The organism is Verrucosispora sp. WMMD573 (assembly GCF_027497175.1).
Lineage (GTDB): Bacteria > Actinomycetota > Actinomycetes > Mycobacteriales > Micromonosporaceae > Micromonospora.
In genome coordinates this window covers 4,883,950-4,903,057 of sequence record NZ_CP114901.1, presented here as the reverse complement: position 1 = coordinate 4,903,057, position 19,108 = coordinate 4,883,950, and the positions used below count along the sequence as shown (strand labels likewise).

Annotated in this window: 19 protein-coding genes; 14 read left to right on the top strand and 5 right to left on the bottom strand. The window is 71.3% G+C overall.

The genetic code is table 11. The features are described 5' to 3' along the window. Positions 1-33 precede the first annotated feature (33 nt). From O7601_RS22410 to O7601_RS22385, 6 genes are all read left to right on the top strand, one after another. Entirely contained in the window at positions 34-1,737 is a 1,704-nt protein-coding gene (locus O7601_RS22410; protein ID WP_281563055.1) for an urease subunit alpha, read from the top strand. Further along, on the top strand, positions 1,737-2,498 hold the full coding sequence (locus O7601_RS22405; RefSeq protein WP_281563054.1) for an urease accessory UreF family protein: 762 nt from the start codon (positions 1,737-1,739) through the stop codon (positions 2,496-2,498). The genes O7601_RS22410 and O7601_RS22405 overlap by 1 nt, the downstream gene beginning before the upstream one ends. Then, complete coding sequence (ureG, locus tag O7601_RS22400; protein ID WP_281563053.1) at positions 2,488-3,240, top strand: urease accessory protein UreG; 753 nt, start codon at positions 2,488-2,490, stop codon at positions 3,238-3,240. Before O7601_RS22405 ends, ureG begins: the two co-directional genes overlap by 11 nt. Continuing rightward, the gene (locus O7601_RS22395) at positions 3,240-4,022 is read left to right on the top strand and encodes an urease accessory protein UreD (RefSeq protein ID WP_281563052.1); all 783 of its coding nucleotides are present in this window, start codon (positions 3,240-3,242) and stop codon (positions 4,020-4,022) included. Before ureG ends, O7601_RS22395 begins: the two co-directional genes overlap by 1 nt. Beyond that, positions 4,000-4,965: a maleylpyruvate isomerase N-terminal domain-containing protein gene (locus tag O7601_RS22390; RefSeq protein WP_281563051.1), complete on the top strand. Its 966-nt coding sequence runs from the start codon at positions 4,000-4,002 to the stop codon at positions 4,963-4,965. The genes O7601_RS22395 and O7601_RS22390 overlap by 23 nt, the downstream gene beginning before the upstream one ends. A gap of 95 nt (positions 4,966-5,060) precedes the next feature. Further along, positions 5,061-6,083 carry a serine hydrolase gene (locus O7601_RS22385; protein ID WP_281563050.1) on the top strand — a complete coding sequence of 341 codons (1,023 nt, stop codon included), beginning with the start codon at positions 5,061-5,063 and terminating at the stop codon, positions 6,081-6,083. 138 nt (positions 6,084-6,221) lie between these two features. Here the strand turns inward: O7601_RS22385 and O7601_RS22380 are convergent, their stop codons facing one another. Further along, positions 6,222-6,668, bottom strand: coding sequence for a MarR family transcriptional regulator (locus O7601_RS22380; protein WP_281563049.1), 447 nt, complete (start codon positions 6,666-6,668; stop codon positions 6,222-6,224). A 97-nt stretch (positions 6,669-6,765) separates the two neighbouring features. On the opposite strand from O7601_RS22380, the gene O7601_RS22375 reads away from it, so the two are divergent. The 8 genes from O7601_RS22375 (at position 6,766) to O7601_RS22340 (ending at position 15,263) form a co-directional block, all read left to right on the top strand. Beyond that, complete coding sequence (locus O7601_RS22375) at positions 6,766-7,893, top strand: substrate-binding domain-containing protein (protein ID WP_281563048.1); 1,128 nt, start codon at positions 6,766-6,768, stop codon at positions 7,891-7,893. A 67-nt stretch (positions 7,894-7,960) separates the two neighbouring features. Continuing rightward, entirely contained in the window at positions 7,961-8,164 is a 204-nt protein-coding gene (locus O7601_RS22370; RefSeq protein ID WP_281563047.1) for a hypothetical protein, read from the top strand. A gap of 186 nt (positions 8,165-8,350) precedes the next feature. Beyond that, positions 8,351-9,595: an urea ABC transporter substrate-binding protein gene (gene urtA / locus O7601_RS22365; protein WP_281563046.1), complete on the top strand. Its 1,245-nt coding sequence runs from the start codon at positions 8,351-8,353 to the stop codon at positions 9,593-9,595. Between the two features lie 64 nt (positions 9,596-9,659). Then, positions 9,660-10,547, top strand: a complete 888-nt coding sequence (urtB, locus tag O7601_RS22360) for an urea ABC transporter permease subunit UrtB (protein WP_210933882.1) — start codon at positions 9,660-9,662, stop codon at positions 10,545-10,547. Continuing rightward, entirely contained in the window at positions 10,544-11,713 is a 1,170-nt protein-coding gene (urtC, locus tag O7601_RS22355; protein ID WP_281563045.1) for an urea ABC transporter permease subunit UrtC, read from the top strand. Before urtB ends, urtC begins: the two co-directional genes overlap by 4 nt. Further along, positions 11,710-12,483 (top strand): urea ABC transporter ATP-binding protein UrtD, encoded by a 774-nt coding sequence (gene urtD / locus O7601_RS22350; protein WP_281563044.1) that lies wholly within the window; start codon positions 11,710-11,712, stop codon positions 12,481-12,483. The genes urtC and urtD overlap by 4 nt, the downstream gene beginning before the upstream one ends. Next, entirely contained in the window at positions 12,480-13,175 is a 696-nt protein-coding gene (urtE, locus tag O7601_RS22345; RefSeq protein ID WP_281563043.1) for an urea ABC transporter ATP-binding subunit UrtE, read from the top strand. The genes urtD and urtE overlap by 4 nt, the downstream gene beginning before the upstream one ends. 111 nt (positions 13,176-13,286) lie before the next feature. Further along, positions 13,287-15,263, top strand: a complete 1,977-nt coding sequence (locus O7601_RS22340; protein ID WP_281563042.1) for a cellulase family glycosylhydrolase — start codon at positions 13,287-13,289, stop codon at positions 15,261-15,263. A gap of 138 nt (positions 15,264-15,401) precedes the next feature. Here O7601_RS22340 and O7601_RS22335 read toward each other — a convergent pair whose 3' ends face one another. The 4 genes from O7601_RS22335 to O7601_RS22320 all read right to left on the bottom strand — a co-directional run bounded on the left by O7601_RS22335 (position 15,402) and on the right by O7601_RS22320 (position 19,034). After that, positions 15,402-15,914, bottom strand: coding sequence for a Rieske (2Fe-2S) protein (locus O7601_RS22335; protein ID WP_281563041.1), 513 nt, complete (start codon positions 15,912-15,914; stop codon positions 15,402-15,404). Between the two features lie 25 nt (positions 15,915-15,939). Beyond that, a complete protein-coding gene (locus tag O7601_RS22330; RefSeq protein ID WP_281563040.1) occupies positions 15,940-16,503 on the bottom strand; it encodes a DUF6529 family protein in 564 nt (187 codons plus the stop codon). A gap of 68 nt (positions 16,504-16,571) precedes the next feature. Further along, on the bottom strand, positions 16,572-17,366 hold the full coding sequence (locus tag O7601_RS22325) for a hypothetical protein (RefSeq protein WP_281563039.1): 795 nt from the start codon (positions 17,364-17,366) through the stop codon (positions 16,572-16,574). Between the two features lie 18 nt (positions 17,367-17,384). Next, positions 17,385-19,034 carry an MFS transporter gene (locus O7601_RS22320; protein ID WP_281563038.1) on the bottom strand — a complete coding sequence of 550 codons (1,650 nt, stop codon included), beginning with the start codon at positions 19,032-19,034 and terminating at the stop codon, positions 17,385-17,387. Between the last annotated feature and the right edge of the window lie 74 nt (positions 19,035-19,108).

Here is a 19,108-nt window from a genome sequence, read left to right as displayed (position 1 = left end):
GCCCGGCGGCATGGAGCGAAGCGGAGTGCTGGCATGAGCAGCGTCGAGCGGGGCCGCTACGTCGCCCTGTACGGGCCGACCACCGGCGACCGGATCCGGCTGGCCGACACGAACCTGCTCATCGAGATTGAGCAGGATTACTGCGCCGGTGGGGACGAGGCGGTCTTCGGCGGCGGCAAGGTGATTCGTGAGTCGATGGGCCAGTCCCGGGCCACCCGCGCCGAGGGTGCCCTGGACACCGTGATCACCGGTGCGGTCGTCCTCGATCACTGGGGGGTGGTGAAGGCGGACGTCGGGCTGCGCGACGGGCGGATCGTGGCGCTCGGCCGGGCCGGTAACCCGGACACCATGGACGGTGTTCACCCGGACCTGGTGATCGGCCCGGCCACCGAGGTGATCGCCGGCAACGGTCGGATCCTCACCGCCGGGGCGGTCGACACCCACGTGCACCTCATCTGCCCGCAGCTGGTCGCCGAGGCCCTCGCCAGCGGAGTCACCACCCTGGTCGGCGGCGGCACCGGACCGGCCGAGGGCACCCGGGCCACCACCGTCACCCCGAACGTCTGGCACCTGGCCCGGATGCACGAGGCCCTCGACACCTTCCCGGTCAACGTGCTGCTGCTCGGCAAGGGAAACACCGTCTCGGAAGAGGCGCTGTGGGAGCAGCTGCGGGCCGGAGCCGGCGGATTCAAGCTGCACGAGGACTGGGGCACCACCCCGGCGGCGATCGACGCCTGCCTGCGGGTCGCCGACGCCTCCGGCGTGCAGGTCTCCATCCACACCGACACCCTCAACGAGGCCGGGTTCGTCGCCGACACCCTGCGCGCCATCGGCGGCCGGGCGATCCACTCGTACCACACCGAGGGGGCCGGTGGCGGACACGCGCCGGACATCATCACCGTCGCCGGTGAGCCGAACGTGCTGCCGTCGTCGACGAACCCGACCCGCCCGTACACCCGCAACACCCTTGCCGAGCACCTCGACATGCTGATGGTCTGCCACCATCTCAACCCGGCGGTGCCGGAGGACCTGGCGTTCGCCGAGAGCCGCATCCGGCCGTCCACGATGGCCGCCGAGGATCTGCTGCACGACCTAGGCGCGATCTCCATCATCGGCTCCGACGCGCAGGCGATGGGCCGGATCGGGGAGGTCGTGCTGCGTACCTGGCAGAGCGCGCACGTGATGAAGGCCCGGGTGGGCGCCCTGCCCGGGGACGGCGCCGCCGACAACCACCGGGCCCGTCGGTACGTCGCGAAGTACACCATCTGCGCGGCCATGGCGAACGGTCTCGACCACGAGATCGGGTCCGTGGAGTCGGGCAAGCTCGCCGACCTGGTGCTGTGGGAGCCGGCGTTCTTCGGCGTACGACCGCACCTGGTCGTCAAGGGCGGCCTCATCGCGTACGCCCAGATGGGTGACGCGAACGCCTCGATCCCCACCCCACAGCCGATGCTGCCCCGGCCGATGTTCGGCGCGTACGGCGGCGCGGCGGCGGCCACCAGCCTGGCGTTCGTCGCGCCCGCGGCGCTGGAGGCCGGGCTGCGGCTGGACGTACGACGTCGGGTGGTGCCGGTGACCGACGTACGGTCGCGCGGCAAGACCGACCTGCCGGAGAACGACGCCCTGCCACGCATCGAGGTCGACCCGGACACCTTCACGGTCCGGATCGACGGCGTGGTGGTGGAGCCGGATCCGGTTGCCGAACTGCCCATGGCCCAGCGGTACTTCCTGTTCTGATGACCGCCACGACGATGCTGCTGCTCCTCGCCGACGGGCGCTTCCCGGCCGGTGCGCACGCGCATTCGGCCGGGCTGGAGGCGGCTGTCGCCGCCGGCCGGGTGACCGACCTGGACACCCTGGGGGAGTACCTGCGGGGCCGGTTGGCCACCGCAGGACTTGTCGCGGCGGCGTTCGCCGCCGCCACCTGCCGGATGGCCTCGGGATCGCCGGGTTGTCCGGTGACCGGTGGCCGTCCCGCCGGGGGCCGGCCACCACGGCCGTCGGCACCGGAGCGGGTCGCGCCGGGCCGACGGGCGGCGCTCGTGCGCCTCGACGCCGAACTGGACGCCCGGACCGCCTCGCCGGCCCAACGGTCGGTGTCCCGTCGGCAGGGGCGGGCGCTGCTGCGGGCCGGTCGCCGGATCTGGCCGGCGACCACCTTCGACGACCTGCCCGCCGGGCCGGACGGTCCACACCAGCCCCTGGTGCTGGGGCTGGTCGGTGCCGCCGCCGGTCTGAACCCCGGTCAGGTGGCCACCGTCGCCGCCCACGCGACGGTGACCGGCTCGGCCAGTGCCGCCGTACGCCTGCTCGGCCTGGACCCGTACCAGGTGCAGGCCCTGCTGGTGCGGCTCGCCGGCGCCTGCGACGCCACCGCGGCGCGGGCGGCCCGCGCCGCCGAGGAACCACCGGAGCGGCTGCCCGCCGCCGCCGCTCCGCTCGCCGACATCCACGCCGAAGCTCACGTCACCTGGGAGGTGCGTCTCTTTGCGTCCTGAAGTCGACCACGACGAGTCCGTTCCCCACACCCACCCCGAGCCGGGGGTCGACCCGCACGCCCCGCTGCCGACTGCCGCGCGGGCACTGCGGGTCGGCATCGGCGGGCCGGTGGGCTCCGGCAAGACCGCCCTGGTCGCGGCGCTGTGCCGGGCGTTCGCCGACGAACTGCGCCTGGGGGTGGTGACGAACGACATCTACACCACCGAGGACGCGGACTTCCTCAAACGCGCCGGGGTGCTCGATCCGACCCGGATCCGCGCGGTGGAGACGGGCTGCTGTCCGCACACCGCCATCCGCGACGACATCGGCGCCAACCTCGACGCCGTCGACGACCTGACCGACGCGCTGGGTCCGCTGGACCTGGTGCTTGTGGAGAGTGGCGGCGACAACCTGACGGCCACGTTCAGCCGGGGCCTGGTCGACCGGCAGATCTTCGTGGTGGACGTGGCCGGCGGGGACAAGGTGCCCCGTAAGGGCGGCCCGGGGGTGACCGCCGCCGACCTGCTGGTCATCAACAAGACCGACCTGGCGCCGATGGTCGGTGCCGACCTGTCCGTGATGGACCGCGACGCCCGTGCCCGCCGCGGCGACCTGCCCACGGTGTTCCAGTCCATCAGCGAGGACCCCCTGGCGACCCAGGTCGCCGGGTGGATCCGTCACGAACTGGCCCACCACCGGGCCGCGTCGGCAGGCGCGGACCGGCCCGCGCCGGTCGTGGCGGCCCCCGCCGGGCAGGCCTGATGCGGGCCACCGCCCGGCTGGCGGCCCGCGTCGACAGGAACGGCCGTACCACCCTGGTCGAGCTGCGCGGCGAGAGTCCGCTGCTGCTGCGCCAGGTGCCGGCCCCCGGCGGTGGCCTCACGGTGTACGTCGTCGGCGGCGCGGCCGGGCCGCTGGCCGGCGACGACCTGCGGCTGGATGTCGAGGTCGGCCCCGGTGCGGCGGTACGCGTGCACACCGTGGCCGCCTCGGTGGCCCTGCCCGGCCGCCCCGGCGCGGTGTCCCGGATGCTGGTCCGGGCCACCGTCGCCGAGCGGGCGACCCTGCTCTGGCTGCCCGAGCAACTGGTCGCGGCGGCCGGCTGCGCGCACGTCGCCGACTCGCGGGTGGACGTCGCGGCCGGCGGCACCCTGCACTGGCGGGACGAGCTGATCTGCGGCCGGTATGGCGAGCAGCCCGGCAACGTCGAGGTCAACACGTGGGTGGACCTGGACGGTCGGCCGCTGCTGCGGCAGTCCCTGACGGTCGGGCCGAACGCCGCCGGCTGGGCCGGACCGGCGGTGCTGGCCGGCGCGCCCGCCACCGGCTCGCTGCTGATCGTGGACCCGGACCGCCCGGCGGAGCCGCCCGCCGTGGGCGCCACGTGGGCCCGGCTGCCGCTGGCCGGTGGCCCGGCGACGCTGTGGAGCGCCACCGCGCCGGACGCGCACACCCTGCGGGAGTACCTCGAACCGGAGACCGCTCTGGATACCATCGCTGCTTCGGGCGGGCGAGGGGAGCGTGGGGTTGTACGAGTTGGGTGAGGTCGTCGCCGAGCGGCGGATCGCAGTGGTCACTCCGGACGATGTCACCTCGGAGGTGGTCGTCCGCTTCGGCAGGCCGCACCCCGACCCGTTGCCGGGCGGTGACTGGCGCTGCCCGTTCCAGATCGAGGGGCTGGCCGACGGTGCGGTCGACGCCGCGTACGGGGTGGACTCCCTCCAGGCGATGCTGCTGGCCGTGTACAGCGTGCGGCTGCTGCTCACCGAACACGCCGAGCGCATCTCGGCCCGACTGGACTGGCTGGACCAGCCGGACCTGGGCCTGCGCGTCGATCCGGGGCTGGTGCCCGAGAACATCACCACCCGGAGCGCCTACCTCGCCACCGCCGACATCGCCGCCGCGCTGCTGCGTACGCCGGTGCTGGCCGAGCGTTGGACGACGCCGAGCGCTCTGCCGCACTGCTCCACCGGCGGGCTGGCCCGGCACCTGGCCAACCAGATCACCCGGACCGCCGAACTGCTCGACGCGCCGCCGGGACGGACCGCGATCGACGTCCTGGCGCACTTCACCGGCAGCGCGTGGGTGACCACCGGTGCCGAGGAGGAAGACAACACCGACATCCGCGAGCGGGGGGAGCGGGCCGCCGCCGAGACCACCGCCAGTCGACTCGCCGCCGAGGTCGACGAGTTCCTGGGCCGGCTGCGCCGCACCGTGCCGACACAGCCCTCGTACCGGATCGTCGACCTCGGCGACTGGGGACTGGCCGTCGACGACTTCCTGCTGACCCGGCTGCTGGAGCTGGTGGTGCACACCGACGATCTGGCGGTCAGCCTGGGCCTGCCGACGCCCGAGATGCCGGCCGCCGCCACCGAACTGACGAGTGACCTGCTCACCCGGATCGCCGCCTGGCGGCACGGTCCGCTCGCGGTGGTGCGGGCACTGTCCCGCCGGGAACGGGCGCCGGAGACGATAAGCGGGCTCTGACCGGTCCGGTGTCGGCAAGTGTCCTCTGTGGACATGTGGCAGGGTGGGTCAGGTGCCGGCGGTCGCCGGTGGCAGCGGAAACCCTGGGAGAGGCAATGATCAAGCGGGTCAGTCGTCGGGCCGCGATCGGATTCGGTGCGGCAGCTGTGACGTTGGCGGCGACGCCGTCCGGTGCGGTGGCCGCGCCGGCTGACGGCACCACGGCGGGCATCGACAGGGTGCCGCCGCGAGAGGTGATTCGCCGGACGTACCGGCAGCAGAAGGCCCGCGCCGGTGGGGTGTGGCGCTCGCACGTCGCGATGCTCGACGCCAACGGGACCCTCCGGACCGTGATCGCCGACGACGCGGACCGGGTGACGCACGGGTACAGCGTGCAGAAGCTGGCGGTCGCGGTGGCGGTCATGGACAAGATCGACCGGGGCGAGCTGCGGCTGGACCAGCGGCTCGACCTCACCGCCGACATCATCCTCGGCGGCAGCGGGATCTACTTCCTGCAGACGGTCTGGGGCGACGAGGTCACCGTGGCGAACTTCCTCACCGCGATGCTGCTCGTCAGCGACAACACGGCGGTACGGATGTGCGGCCGGGTGGTGCCGGCACTGGAGATCAACGAGATCCTGGCGGCCAAGGGATTCACGCACACCCGGGTCGAGCCGGTGGCCAACCCGAACCGGTTCTTCCTCGGTGTGACCACTCCGCGCGAGACCCACGACCTGCTGTGGCGGCTGGCCAACAAAACCCTGCTGTCGGCCCGGTCGAGTGACTTCCTGCTCGGCATCCTGCGGTGGATCAACGGCTACCACGACGGCATCCGCCGCGACATGTCCTCGGCGGAACGCAGCCGGGTCGCCACCAAGTACGGCGCCGACTTCGATGCCTCGGGTGCCGCCCGGCACGAGGCCGGCATCATGTTCGACGCGACGGGCGCACCCACCCTGACGTACGCCTTCTTCGCCGACTCCCTCGGCGACCTGGACAACTACGGCGGCACCCACCCGGCCGTACGCGCACACGCGGTCCTGGGCCGGACCATGTTCGACGCCGTCGCCCGCACCACAAGCCCCACCCCCCGCGCCCGCCACACCGTCCCCCACTTCCGCCCCGTCAACGGCGGCTGACCCATTCCCCACCCCCACGTTCGGCGATCTTGCACTTTTGGTCGGGTTGTAAGCCGCAAATAGTGCTTATCGGCGACCGAAAGTGCAAGATCGCGGCGTTCGGGGTGTGGGGCGTCCTCGGCGCTGGGCGGGGGCAGGTCAGGCGGGGGTGGGGGTGCGGTGGCTGGTGTCGAGGCGGGTGATGAGGGCGTCCAGTAGGACGGCGAGGGTGGTGTCGTCGGTCGCGTCGAGGCCGGCGAGGTGGGCGCGGATCTCGGCGTCCACCCGCTCGTGCTCGCGGCGGCCCCGTGCGGTCAGGTAGGCGCGGATGCGACGGCGGTCGATCGGATCGACGCGGCGGAAGACGAGGTTACGGTCGACGAGTTGGTCGACAAGCTTGGTCAGCGTGCCGGGTGGCAGCGACGCCTCGGCGGCGACCTCGCTCATCGGATGACCGAGACCGTCGGCGAGCAGGCAGAGGACCCGCCACGCCTCGATGGTGAGCGACTCGGCGGCGAGCACCCCGCCGACCCGGCGCGAGAGCAGCCGCTCGGCGCGGGTGAGCAGGGGTAGCAGGTCGGCTGCGGAACCGGGAAGGTCTGACATGGCACTCCCGCCTCGCGGTTGCGGTGTCATCGTAGCGAGATGTCCCGGTGACTGGGGAGGGCTGGTCTTCACCAGCGGCGGCGGCCACCATGTGTTCATGTCCGCGCCGGCACCGGGGTCCGGGCGCCCGCAGGCGGGGGAGAGCATCTCCGCCGGGGCGTCCTGGCTGACCGTCGATCGCGGTGTGGTCAGTATCGCGTTGGTGTATCCGATGCGTGGGCCGGCGGGCATGTTCGGCCCGAGCTGTGAACTCTGTGCGCAGCTCGCGGTCGAGGAACTCAACCGGCGTGGCGGCGTGCTCGGCCGGGAGTTGCGGCTGGTGCCGGTCGACGGCGGGGCACCGCCGGCCGAGGTGGCCGCCGAGGTGGAGGCGCTGGTGTCGGTGGGCGCGGTGCAGGGCGTCACCGGCTGGCACATCTCCTCCGTGCGTCAGGCGGTGGCGCCGCGCATCGCGCACCGGGTGCCGTACGTCTACACCGCCCTGTACGAGGGTGGCGAGCGTACCGAGGGTGTTTTCCTGACCAGCGAGACGCCGGACGCGCAGCTGTGGCCGGCGATGCGGGTGCTCGCCGGGGATCTCGGGGTGCGGCGCTGGTTCGTGGTCGGCAACGACTACGTCTGGCCGCGCCGGACGACCCGGGCGGCACACCGGTACGCGCTGCGCAGCGGCGGACGCGTGGTCGGCCAGCACTTCCTGCCGTTGGAGACCCACGACTACGCCGAGGTGCTGCGGCGCATCGAACGCAGCGACGCCGACGCGGTGCTCATGATGCTCGTGGGGGCCGACGCGGTCCGGTTCAACCGGGCGTTCGCCCGAGCCGGTCTGGACCAGCGTTGTCTGCGCCTGAGCACCCTGATGGACGAGAACATGCTGCTCGCCAGCGGTGCCGCCAACACCCGGGGGCTGTTCAGCACGGCGGGTTTCTTCGCCGGCCTGGTGACCCAGGAGAATCTCGACTTCCACGGCAGCTTCGGTCGGCGCTTCGGCCTGGAGGCGCCACCGCTGGGCAGCCTGGGGGAGTCCTGCTACGAGGGTGTGATGTTGCTGGCCGCGTTGATCGCCAAGGCCGGCACGCTGGACGTACGGGCGGTGGAGGCCTCCGCCGACGTGGTGTCGTACGACGGGCCGCGCGGAGAGTTGCGGCTGCGCCGCCGGCACGTCCGTCAGCGGATCTACCTGGCCGAGGCCGACGGCCTCGACTTCACCGTCCTGACTGAACTGTGATCTCCGCCGGGTGTGACCGGACCGTGCCTTGACAGGTCCGCCGGCCGGCGGCCAAGATACTTCCTACGTGAAGCATCCGACCGTAGCGTCGGATATCACCACCCGTCCGGCGATGGACGGAAAGTGCAGCCGAATGCGGCTGAAAAATCGTGTGCCGGTGTCATTCCGTCGATTCTGCATCGGCGATGCGCCGGCATTTTTCGTGCCCTCGTCGAAGTGGTCGGGCCAGCGGAAACACTCTATTGAGGACTGGGAAACATCCGTGCAATGAAACGGATCGAAGCTTTCCCTGCCCGATATCCGAATCGCCGCCCGGGTCGGTGTCCACCCGCCGCACCGGGCAGCGCCAATGTTCCGACGGACCGCACCGCAGTTAGACAGATCCGCACTTCGACTCGGGGCCGACGATCGTTCCCGGGCACTGACTGACGTCACACGCGCGACGCAGGGAGAATTGATGACACTGATCCGGGGACGCCGCATCCTGGCGGGTGCCATGACCCTGGTCGCCGCGGCCGCGCTGGCCGCGTGCGGCAGCAAGACCACCGACGGAAACACCGCTGCGGGCGTCGCCGCCGACGTCTCCGGCGACACCGTCAAGGTGGGCCTGCTCAACTCCCTATCCGGCACGATGGCCATCAGCGAGGTCACCGTCCGAGACGCGATCATGCTGGCGATCGAGGAGATCAACGCCGCCGGGGGCGTGCTCGACAAGAAAATCGAACCCGTCGGCGAGGACGGCGCCTCGGACTGGCCGACCTTCGCCGAGAAGGCCGAGAAACTGATCCGGGAGGACCGCGTGGCGGCCGTCTTCGGCTGCTGGACCTCGGCCAGCCGCAAGGCCGTCAAGCCGGTGTTCGAAAAGAACAAGTCGCTGCTGTTCTACCCGGTGCAGTACGAGGGGCTGGAGCAGTCGCCGTACATCTTCTACACCGGGGCCACGACGAACCAGCAGATCGTCCCCGGCCTGGACTACCTCAAGGCGCAGGGGGCCACCTCGCTCTATCTGGTCGGTTCCGACTACGTCTTCCCGCGCACCGCAAACAAGATCATCAAGGCGTACGCCGAGGCCAACGGGATGAAGGTGCTTGGCGAGGACTACGCCCCGCTGGGCTCCACCGAGTTCGGCACCATCACGAACAAGGTGAAGTCCGCCGGCGCCGACGCGGTGTTCAACACGCTCAACGGTGACAGCAACGTGGCCTTCTTCAAGGAGTACAAGTCGGCCGGGCTGACCGCCGCCAGCATGCCGGTGGTGTCGGTGTCGATCGCCGAGGAGGAGGTCAAGAGCATCGGCACCCAGTACCTGGAGGGCCAGCTCACCGCCTGGAACTACTACCAGACCACGCCCGGGACGGCGAACGAGAAGTTCGTGGCGGCGTACAAGGCCAAGTACGGGGCGGACAAGCCGACCAGCGACCCGATGGAGGCCGCGTACGTCTCGGTCTACCTGTGGAAGGCGATGGTCGAGAAGGCCGGCACCTTCGACGTGGAGAAGGTCCGGGAGGCCTCCGACGGCATCACCTTCGAGGCGCCCGAGGGCATGGTCACCGTGGACGGCGCCACCCAGCACATCGCCAAGACGGCACGCGTCGGCAAGGTCGGTGCGGACGGACTGATCACCGAGGTCTGGAACTCCGGACAGCCGATCACTCCCGATCCGTACCTCAAGAGCTACCCGTGGGCCGGTGGCCTGAGCTGACCCGGTGGGCCCGGGCGGCACACCCGCCCGGGCCCACCCCCACCAGCAGTTCGGAGTACGCACCGTGACAGTTCTCATCGGCCAACTCTTCACCGGCGTCAGCATCGGGGCGGTGCTGCTGCTCATCGCGCTCGGCCTGGCCCTCACCTTCGGCCAGATGGGCGTGATCAACATGGCCCACGGCGAGTTCATCATGGCCGGGGCCTACACGACCTACGTCCTGCAACAGGTCATCACGGCGGCCGGCTGGTCGCTGCTGATCGCACTGCCGGTCGCCTTCGTGGTGGCCGGCGCGATGGGGGTGCTGTTGGAGGTCCTGCTGATCCGCCGCCTCTACGCCCGCCCGCTGGACACCCTGCTGGTCACCTGGGGGGTGTCGCTGATCCTGCAACAGTTGGCCCGGGACATCTTCGGCAGCCCCAACGTGCAGACCCGCGCACCGGAGCTGTTGACCGGCAACATCGCGCTGCCCGGCGGCATAACCGTGGCCAACAACCGGTTGTTCATCCTGGCCCTGGCCGGCGGCGCGGTCGTCGCGTTGACCCTGGCCCTGCGGGTCACCCCGCTGGGCCGCCGGATCCGGGCCGTCGTGCAGAACCGGGACCTGGCCGCCGTATCCGGCATTCCCACCGCCCGGGTCGACCGGATGACCTTCTTCATCGGTTCCGGCCTGGCCGGCATCGCCGGAGTGGCCCTCACCCTGCTCGGGCCGATCGGTCCCACCATGGGCACCAACCTGATCATCGACGCCTTCCTGGTCGTCGTGGTCGGCGGGATCGGCCAGCTCAAGGGCACCGTCATCGTCGCCTTCGCCCTGGGCGTGCTCCAGGCCACCGGCGAGTACCTCACCACCCTCAGCGTCGCCAAGGTGATGGTCTTCATCGCCATCGTCGCGTTTCTCCAGTGGCGACCCCAGGGCCTGTTTACCCTGCGTACCAGGAGTCTGGCATGACCACCGTCGCCGGAGATCCCGTCACCGCCGCCGACCCGGCGTCGACGCCACCGACCAGACCGGCGGCCGGACCGTCCCGCCACCGGTACCGGGCCGCCGTCGGGTTCGCCTTCGGCGCGGCACTGCTCTTCGCCGTCGCGCCGCTGCTGCTGTCGGACTTCCGGCTCTCCCTGCTGGCGAAGTATCTCTGCGTGGCCATGGTCGCGGTCGGCATCGGCCTGGCCTGGGGGCGCGGCGGCATGCTCACCCTCGGCCAGGGGGTCTTCTTCGGCCTCGGCGGCTACGCGATGGCCATGCACCTCAAGCTCGCCGACGCGGGACCGGGCAACATGCCCGACTTCATGATGCTGTACGGGCAACTCGACGAGCTGCCCCTGTGGTGGCGACCGTTCGCCAGCCCATGGTTCGCGCTGCCCGCCACGGTGCTGCTGCCGATGGCGGTCGCCTTCGTACTCGGATCGCTGGTGTTCCGCCGCCGGGTGCGCGGCGCCTACTTCGCCATCCTCAGCCAGGCCCTCGCCGCCGCCATGGTGATCCTGCTGATCGGCCAGCAGGGCACCACCGGCGGCACCAACGGGCTCACCGACATCCAGGGCTTCTTCGGCTACGACCTGGACGACCCGGTCAACCAGCGGATGGTCTACTTCATCATCGCCGGCACCCTGCTGGCGCTGCTGGCTGTGGCTCGACACCTGATGCAGAGCCGCTACGGCGAGCTGCTGGTGGCCGTCCGCGACTCGGAGGAACGGGTCCGTTTCCTCGGCTACGACCCGGCCACCGTGAAGCTGGTCGCCTACGTGGTCGCCGCCGGCATGGCCGGGTTGGCCGGCGCGCTTTTCGTGCCGGCGGTGGGCATCATCTCCCCGGCGCTGATCGGGATCGTGCCCTCCATCGAGTTCGTCATCGGCGTCGCCATCGGCGGCCGGGCCACGCTGCTCGGCCCGGTACTCGGGGCGGTCGCGGTGGCGTGGGCGCGTACCGCCCTGTCGGAGCGCTTCCCGGGCACCTGGACGTACCTTCAGGGTCTGCTCTTCGTGGTGGTGGTGGCGTTCCTGCCCGGCGGCCTGGCCTCGCTGATCGGTCTGGTCCGGCGTCGCGACGACGGCGAACCCCGCCCGAGCCGATTCGGCCGATTGCGACCACGGCGGCGGGAGGGGGCGGCATGACCGGGCAGTTGCACGGGCTCTACGTGCGTGACCTGCGGGTCAGCTTCGACGGGTTCACCGCGGTCGACGGGGTCTCCCTCGACGTCGCCCCCGGCGACATCCGGTTCCTGATCGGGCCCAACGGCGCCGGCAAGACCACTCTGGTGGACGCCGTCACCGGCCTGGTCCGGGCCACCGGCTCGGTGCGCTTCGGCGACCGGGAGCTGCTCGGCCGGCCGGTGCACCGGATCAGCCGGCTCGGCGTCGGCCGCACCTTCCAGACCTCCACGGTGTTCGAGGAGCTGACGGTGTTGCAGAACCTCGACATCGCCGCCGGGGCCCGACGCGGCTGGTCGACCTTGCTGCGTCGCCGCCGCGGCGTGCCCGACGAGGTGGCCGAGGCCCTCGACGTGATCGGCCTGTCAAGCCGGGCCGACCAGCTCGCCGGCACCCTCGCCCACGGGCAGAAGCAGTGGCTGGAGATCGGCATGCTGCTGGTGCAGGACACCCGGCTGCTGCTGCTCGACGAGCCGGTCGCCGGCATGAGCCACGAGGAACGCGACGCCACCGGACAGCTGCTGGAGAAGGTGAGCCAGGACCGCACGGTGGTGGTGATCGAGCACGACATGGACTTCCTGCGCCGCTTCGCGCGTACCGTCACCGTGCTGCACGCCGGCCGGGTGCTCAGCGAGGGCACCGTCGCCCAGGTGCAGGCCGACCCGCGCGTGCAGGAGGTCTACCTCGGTCACCCGGTCGACGCCGGGTCGGCCCCGACACACACGGAGGCATGATGCTCGCGATGCGCGGCGTGCACGCCGGTTACGGGCGCAGCCGGGTGCTGCACGGCGTCGACGTGACGGTGCCCGCCGACGGGGTCGCCACGGTGCTGGGCCACAACGGGGCCGGCAAGTCCACCCTGCTTCGGGTGTCCGCCGGACTGCTGCGCCCCAGCGCCGGCCGGGTCGAGCTGGACGGCGAGGACATCACCCGGCTGGCTCCGCACGAGCGGGTCGCCCGGGGGATCGCGTACGTGCCGCAGGGGCAGCAGTGCTTTCCCCATCTGACCGCGGCGGAGAACCTGCGCCTGGTCGCCGACGGTCGTCGGGACGGAGCAGCGGCCACCGCGGAGGTGCTGGACCTGTTCCCGGCGTTGCGTCCACTGCTGCGGCGGCGGGCCGGGCTGCTCTCCGGCGGCCAGCGTCAGCAACTGGCCATCGCCCGGGCGCTGATCACCCGGCCCCGGCTGCTGATGCTCGACGAACCGACCGAGGGCATCCAGCCGTCGGTGGTGACCGAGATCCAGGACCGGATCGTGGCCCTGATCGCGCAGACCGGGTTCAGCGTGCTCCTGGTCGAGCAGCACCTCGGCTTCGCGCTGCGGGTCGCCGACCGCTACCACGTCCTGGAGTCTGGCCGCGTCACCTCCGCCGGCGACGGCGGCACCACCGCCGAACACACGGTCCGGGAGGCCCTCGCGGTGTGACGTGGCTTCCCCTGGTGGCCGAGACCGCCTAGGGTGTCGATGGAAGCGCTCCCACGACCCTTGGGCACGGGTCGTCGACGTTCCTCGTCACCCATCACCAGAGGAAGTCGCATGTCCGCACGTACCAAACTCACGGCCGTCGCGGCGGCGGCCGTCGTCCTGTTCGGCGTGGCCGCCGCCGCGCCTGCCGCGACGGCGGCGCCGACGGTCGGTGCTCCGGCCGTCGCCGCCGCACCCACCGACGACTGGCTGCACACCGACGGCAACCGGATCGTTGACGAGGCCGGCAACCAGGTCTGGCTCACCGGGGCCAACTGGTTCGGCTTCAACGCCAGCGAGCGGGTCTTCCACGGCCTGTGGTCGGGCAACCTCGAATCGATCACCCGTCAGATGGCCCAGCGCGGCATCAACATCGTCCGGGTGCCCATCTCCACGCAACTGTTGCTGGAGTGGAAGGCCGGGCAGACGATCCGGCCGAACGTCAACACGTACGTCAACCCGGAGCTGGAGGGCCTGAACAACCTCCAGGTCTTCGACCACTGGCTCGCGCTGTGCGAGAAGTACGGTCTGAAGGTCATGCTCGACGTGCACAGCGCCGAGGCGGACAACTCCGGCCACGTCTATCCGGTGTGGTGGAAGGGCAGCATCACCCCGGAGCTGTTCTTCCAGGGCTGGGAGTGGATCACCACCCGCTACCGGACGAACGACACGATCGTCGCGATGGACGTCAAGAACGAGCCGCACGGGACGCCGAACGATCCCCAACGGGCCAAGTGGGACTCCAGCACCGACCAGGACAACTTCAAGTACGCGTGCGAGACGGCGGGCCGGCGGATCCTGGCGATCAACCCGAACCTGCTGATCCTCTGTGAAGGCATCGAGATCTACCCGCGCGCCGGTGCCACCTGGAACTCGCCCAACACCAACCCCGACCGCAGCCCCAACTACCACTACAACTGGTGGGGCGGCAACCTGCGCGGCGTCGCCGAGCACCCGGTCAACCTCGGCGCCCAGCAGGACCAGCTCGTCTACTCCCCGCACGACTACGGACCGCTGGTGTACGAGCAGCCGTGGTTCACCGGCGACTTCGACAAGGACTCGCTTACCAACGACGTGTGGCGGCCGAACTGGTTCTACATCCACGAGCAGAACATCGCGCCGCTGCTGATCGGGGAGTGGGGCGGCCGGCTGGGTCAGGACGCCCGGCAGGACCGCTGGATGGCCGCGCTGCGCGACCTGATGATCGAGAACGGCATCCACCACACGTTCTGGTGTCTCAACCCCAACTCCGGCGACACCGGGGGCCTGCTGCTCGACGACTGGGCGAGCTGGGACGAGACGAAGTACAACCAGATGCTCAAGCCCGCGTTGTGGCAGCACAACGGCAAGTTCGTCGGCCTCGACCACCAGGTGCGCCTCGGCGGCGCCGACTCCACCACCGGCATGAGCCTCGCCGAGCGCTACGCCGGCGGCCCCGGCCCCGGTGACACCACCGCGCCGACCGCACCGGGTCGGCCGGCCGCCACCGAGGTGACCGCCACCGCCGCCACGCTGAGCTGGGCGGCGGCCACGGACAACGTGGGTGTCACGTCGTACGAGGTGCTGCGGGCCACCGGATCCGGGGCGGCCACTGTGGTCGGCACGGTCTCGGGCACCACCTACCGGGCCACCGGGCTGAGCGCCTCGACCAGCTACATCTTCACCGTGCGGGCGCGCGACGCGGCCGGCAACGTCTCGGCGGCCTCGCCGTCGTCGACCGTCACCACCCCGGCCGGCAACGACAACGGCAACGGCGGGTGCGCCGCGACGTACCGGGTCACCAGCTCCTGGCAGGGTGGCTACCAGGCGGAGGTGACCGTACGCAACACCGGCACGTCGGCCACCACCGGCTGGACGGTCAGCTGGACCGCCCCCGCCGGCACCACTATCGCGTCACTGTGGAACGGCCGGCTCACCACCTCCGGAACGACGGTGACGGTGCGCAACGAGCCCTACAACGGGCAGCTCGCGGCAGGCACCAGCACCACGTTCGGGCTGACCGGCAGCGGATCGGGTACGCCCTCCGGGCTGACCTGCACCGCGTCCTGACGATTGGTGTCCCTGCCCCGCCCGCTTGATCGTGGGTGGGGCAGGGGCCGTCCGGGGGCGTGACGCCACCTCGGACGGCCCCGCGCGGCCCGGGCCTGGGTGGGCCGCGTCACCGCGTTCGCATCGCCGGGCGCCGGGTCAGGCCAACCGGATGGCGTCCCCGTCGACGGTGACGTTCGCGGCGGGCAGCGGCGCCCTCGCCGGGCCGCTGCGCACCGAACCGTCGGCGATGTCGAACACGCTGTTGTGGCAGGCGCAGACGATGGTGCCGTCGGAGACCGAGGTGACCGTGCAGCCCTGGTGGGTGCAGGTCGCCGAGTACGCCTTGATGGTCCCGTCGGTCGGCTGGGTCACCACCACGCCGGCGTCGGCGAAGATCGCGCCGCCACCGACCGGGATGTCGGCCAACGTGGCCAGTGCCGGCGTACCGGGATCTGCGTCGTCGTCGCCCGGGGTGGCGGTGCCGGACGGGTCGACACCCGTGGTGCCCGACGGGTCGACGCCGGAGGTGCCGGCGGGTGACGCGGCCGGCGGTGCCGCGGTGGGCTGACCGTACGTCGCACAACCGGTCAACGCGGCCACGCTCACCGCGCCGGTACCGGCCAGCAGGGCTCGTCGCGACCGGCAGCAGCCGACCTGCTCGTGGTTCATCCGAGGTGCCTTGCCTTTCCGGGGATCAGAACTGGATGCCGAACGTGGTGAAGTACCAGACCGACGAGGTCAGGAAGACCCCGATCAGGGCGACGAACACGACCCCGCCGACCGTGGGGAGCACCCAACCGGCAAGGCCCCGCTTGGGCAGGGTCAGCATCTTGGTGGCGAAGGCACCGAAGAAGAAGCAGCCCAGCAGGGAGTGCAGCAGCGTACGGGTGTCGTAGTCGGCGAAGCCGAGCGCGTAGAGGCAGTGCACCGCGACCGGCACGGTGAGCAGGAACGCGATCCGCCCCGACCACCGGTGCGCCGAGCCGGCCCAGGACGGGGAGAAGCCGCCGAGCCGACCCCACATCGCCAGCGCGGACAGCAGTTGGATGACGGCGAAGAAGGCCGCCCCGGTGCCGAGCCACACCTTCACCGTCAGCGGCGAGGAGAAGCCGGCCACGTTCACCGCGATGCCGGTGGGGGTGTGGGTGCGTCCGTAGACACCGAGCGCCACCGCCACCCCGGCCCCGACCACCAGCGGCACCAGCAGCGAGGGCCGCCGCCTCGGTGCGCTCGGCGGCGGGGCCCCGAAGTCACGCATCACCTCGACGGTGGGCTCAGGCGCCCGGCGGGGCACCGTGCGTGCCCCGCCCTGCCGGTGCTGGGACATCACCGCGCCCCGGGGACGACCGGCTCGGCCACGAGGGTCACTCCGTTCACGACGGTGCTGTTGAAGGCGGGGTCCAACGGCGGTGCCGGAATGGGCTGGCCGTTCCAGGTGACGATGCCGATCTGGGTGCCGTCGGGCAGCATGATCCAGCCGCCGTCGAAGCCGGCCTTGCGGGTCTCGTCGGTCACCCGGTAGATCGCCGGAGCGGTGCCCGAACCGGATTTCACCACCGCTTCGTCGGCCGACGTGTCGTCGGGTCGGGCGGTGAACTTCCAGCGCCGTACGCCGACGACCATCTCACCGCTGGCGCGGTCACCCCGGATGACACCGGTCAGCTTCGCGTCCTTGCCGGTCAGTTCGAGCTTGCCGTCGCGCACCGTGCCGGACAGCCACAGTTCCATGCTCCGGCCGTCGCAGACGTACGCCTCGGCCTTGCCGTCCTTCACGGTGATGGCGATGGTGGCCCCGTTTTCGAGTTCACCGATCCAGTTCTGCTCGACCGACGTCACCTCGGTGCCGGCCGACGAGGCATCCGGATCCGTCGGCGGCGAGGTGCCGGCCGGTCGCCGGGCGTCGGCGTCGGTCGGTTCCTCCCCGGGCACCTCGGCGTCGGGGTCCACCGCGGCGTCGGCGTCCGCCTCCTCGTCGGCGGGTGCGGCCGGCGCGGCGGCCGGTGCACCTCCACCGGCCTCGGGTTGGGTGCCCGGCGGAGATGCCTGCGCACTCATTGTGAACAGCACAGCAGCCGTCACCGCCCCCGACAGGAGGGTGAGCAACGGGGTCAGGCGCTTCATGGGCCACTCCCTTCGCCCTCAGGTACGGGCGGAGGTGGTGGATCGGTTCAACCGCGCGCCAGGAACCTCTCGCCCGCGCCGTCGGCGCGCGAGTGGCCCGACGGACGCGCCCAGCTCCGGCCCGAAAACAAGCAGCAGGACGGCGGCGACCAGACACAGCGCACCCAGCGCGATGGCCGGCAGCACGAGCCCGTGGCCGAGGGAGAGGACCAGCAGCGTGGTGGATGGTCCGAGGATGCCACCGACCTTGGTGGCCGCACCGGCGAAGCCGGAGCCGGTGGCCCGCATCGCGGTCGGGTAGATCTCAGCGCTGTAGGGCAGCAGCATCGCGTTGACCGCGGACAGCGACAGCACCAGCACGCCGATGGAAGCCAACAGCAGCACCGTCCCGCCGCTGCCGGCGGTCCAGAGGGCCACTCCGCCGAGCCCGATCGCGGTGATCGCGATGAACAGCGCCAGTGCCCGGCGACCGCTCCAGGCCGCGTAGAGCAGCACGACGAGCGCCAGGGCCGGGGTCGAGTAGAGCGCCGAGTCGGCCAGCAGTCCGCTCGCGACGCCACCGGCCAGCCCGGCCTCGCGTAGTTGCGCGGGCAACATGACCAGGAAGCCGAAGTTCACCAGCCCCCACACGACACCGACCACGCCGATCACCGACGTCACGACGGGATACGCCCGCAGCATCGCCCCCACGCCGAGGCGTGTCGCCGCGAGCCCGACGGCCGGTGGCGTGGCGCCAAGACGGGATCCGTAACGACGGAGCACCGCCTCCGCCTCGGTGCGCCGCCCGGCGCGCAGCAGGTACAACGGCGATTCGGGAATCAGCGGTGCCATCAGCAACAGCAGCAGCCCGGAGGGCAGCCCGACCAGCCAGAGCGCGCGCCAGGTCAGCGCCGGCTCAAGGTGACGCGCCGCCTCACTGGCCGCCAGGTACCCGCCCAGACCACCGATCCCACCGACGGTCACCGCCACCCAGCCGCGATGTCGACGTGGAGTCAGCTCGGCGATCAGCGTGAACACCAGGGGCAGCAGGCCACCGGCGGAGGTGCCCATCGCGAAGCACATCACCAGGTTCCACTCGAAGCTGGGCATCGCCCCGCACGCCGAGGTGGCGATGAACAGCAGGGTGGCCAGGAGCAGGGCGGTCCGCCGCCCGTACCGGTCGCCGAGCAGGCCCCAGAGGACCGACCCGACGGCGGTACCGGTGAGGGCGACCAGCGGCAGGACCGAGATCGATTCGAGCGACATGTCGTACTCGTCGCTCATGCCGGGCATGACGAAGCCGAGGGTGAGTGGCTTCATGATGTCCACCACCAGGGCGATGGTCAGCACCGCGCAGGTGATCCAGTAGGCCGGTCTCAGCCGACCATGCTCGATCGACTCCACGGTGACGCCTCCGGAGTCCGGTCGCTGGATGCCCGCGAACAACGCCCGCCCAGCCATCAGCAGGCCGGCGAGGAGCAGCAGCATGCCGAGGATCATCGTGGGCGTCCACATGTCCATCGGCTCGCCGGGGGGAGTGCCCTCCATACCCGGCATACCGGGCTGTGCCGGTTCCATGCGGGCATGCTCGATCATCATCCGCACGTCGGGCAGTTGAAACAGGACGCCAGCCGTCACCAGCGCCACGCCGAGCGGGAATCCGGGCCGTCCGCGACGTCGCGTGGACACGACGCCGGTATCACGGGATTCGGGCATGGATCACCGACCTCCGGACTGTCCCGGTACGGGAAGAATGTCGGCGG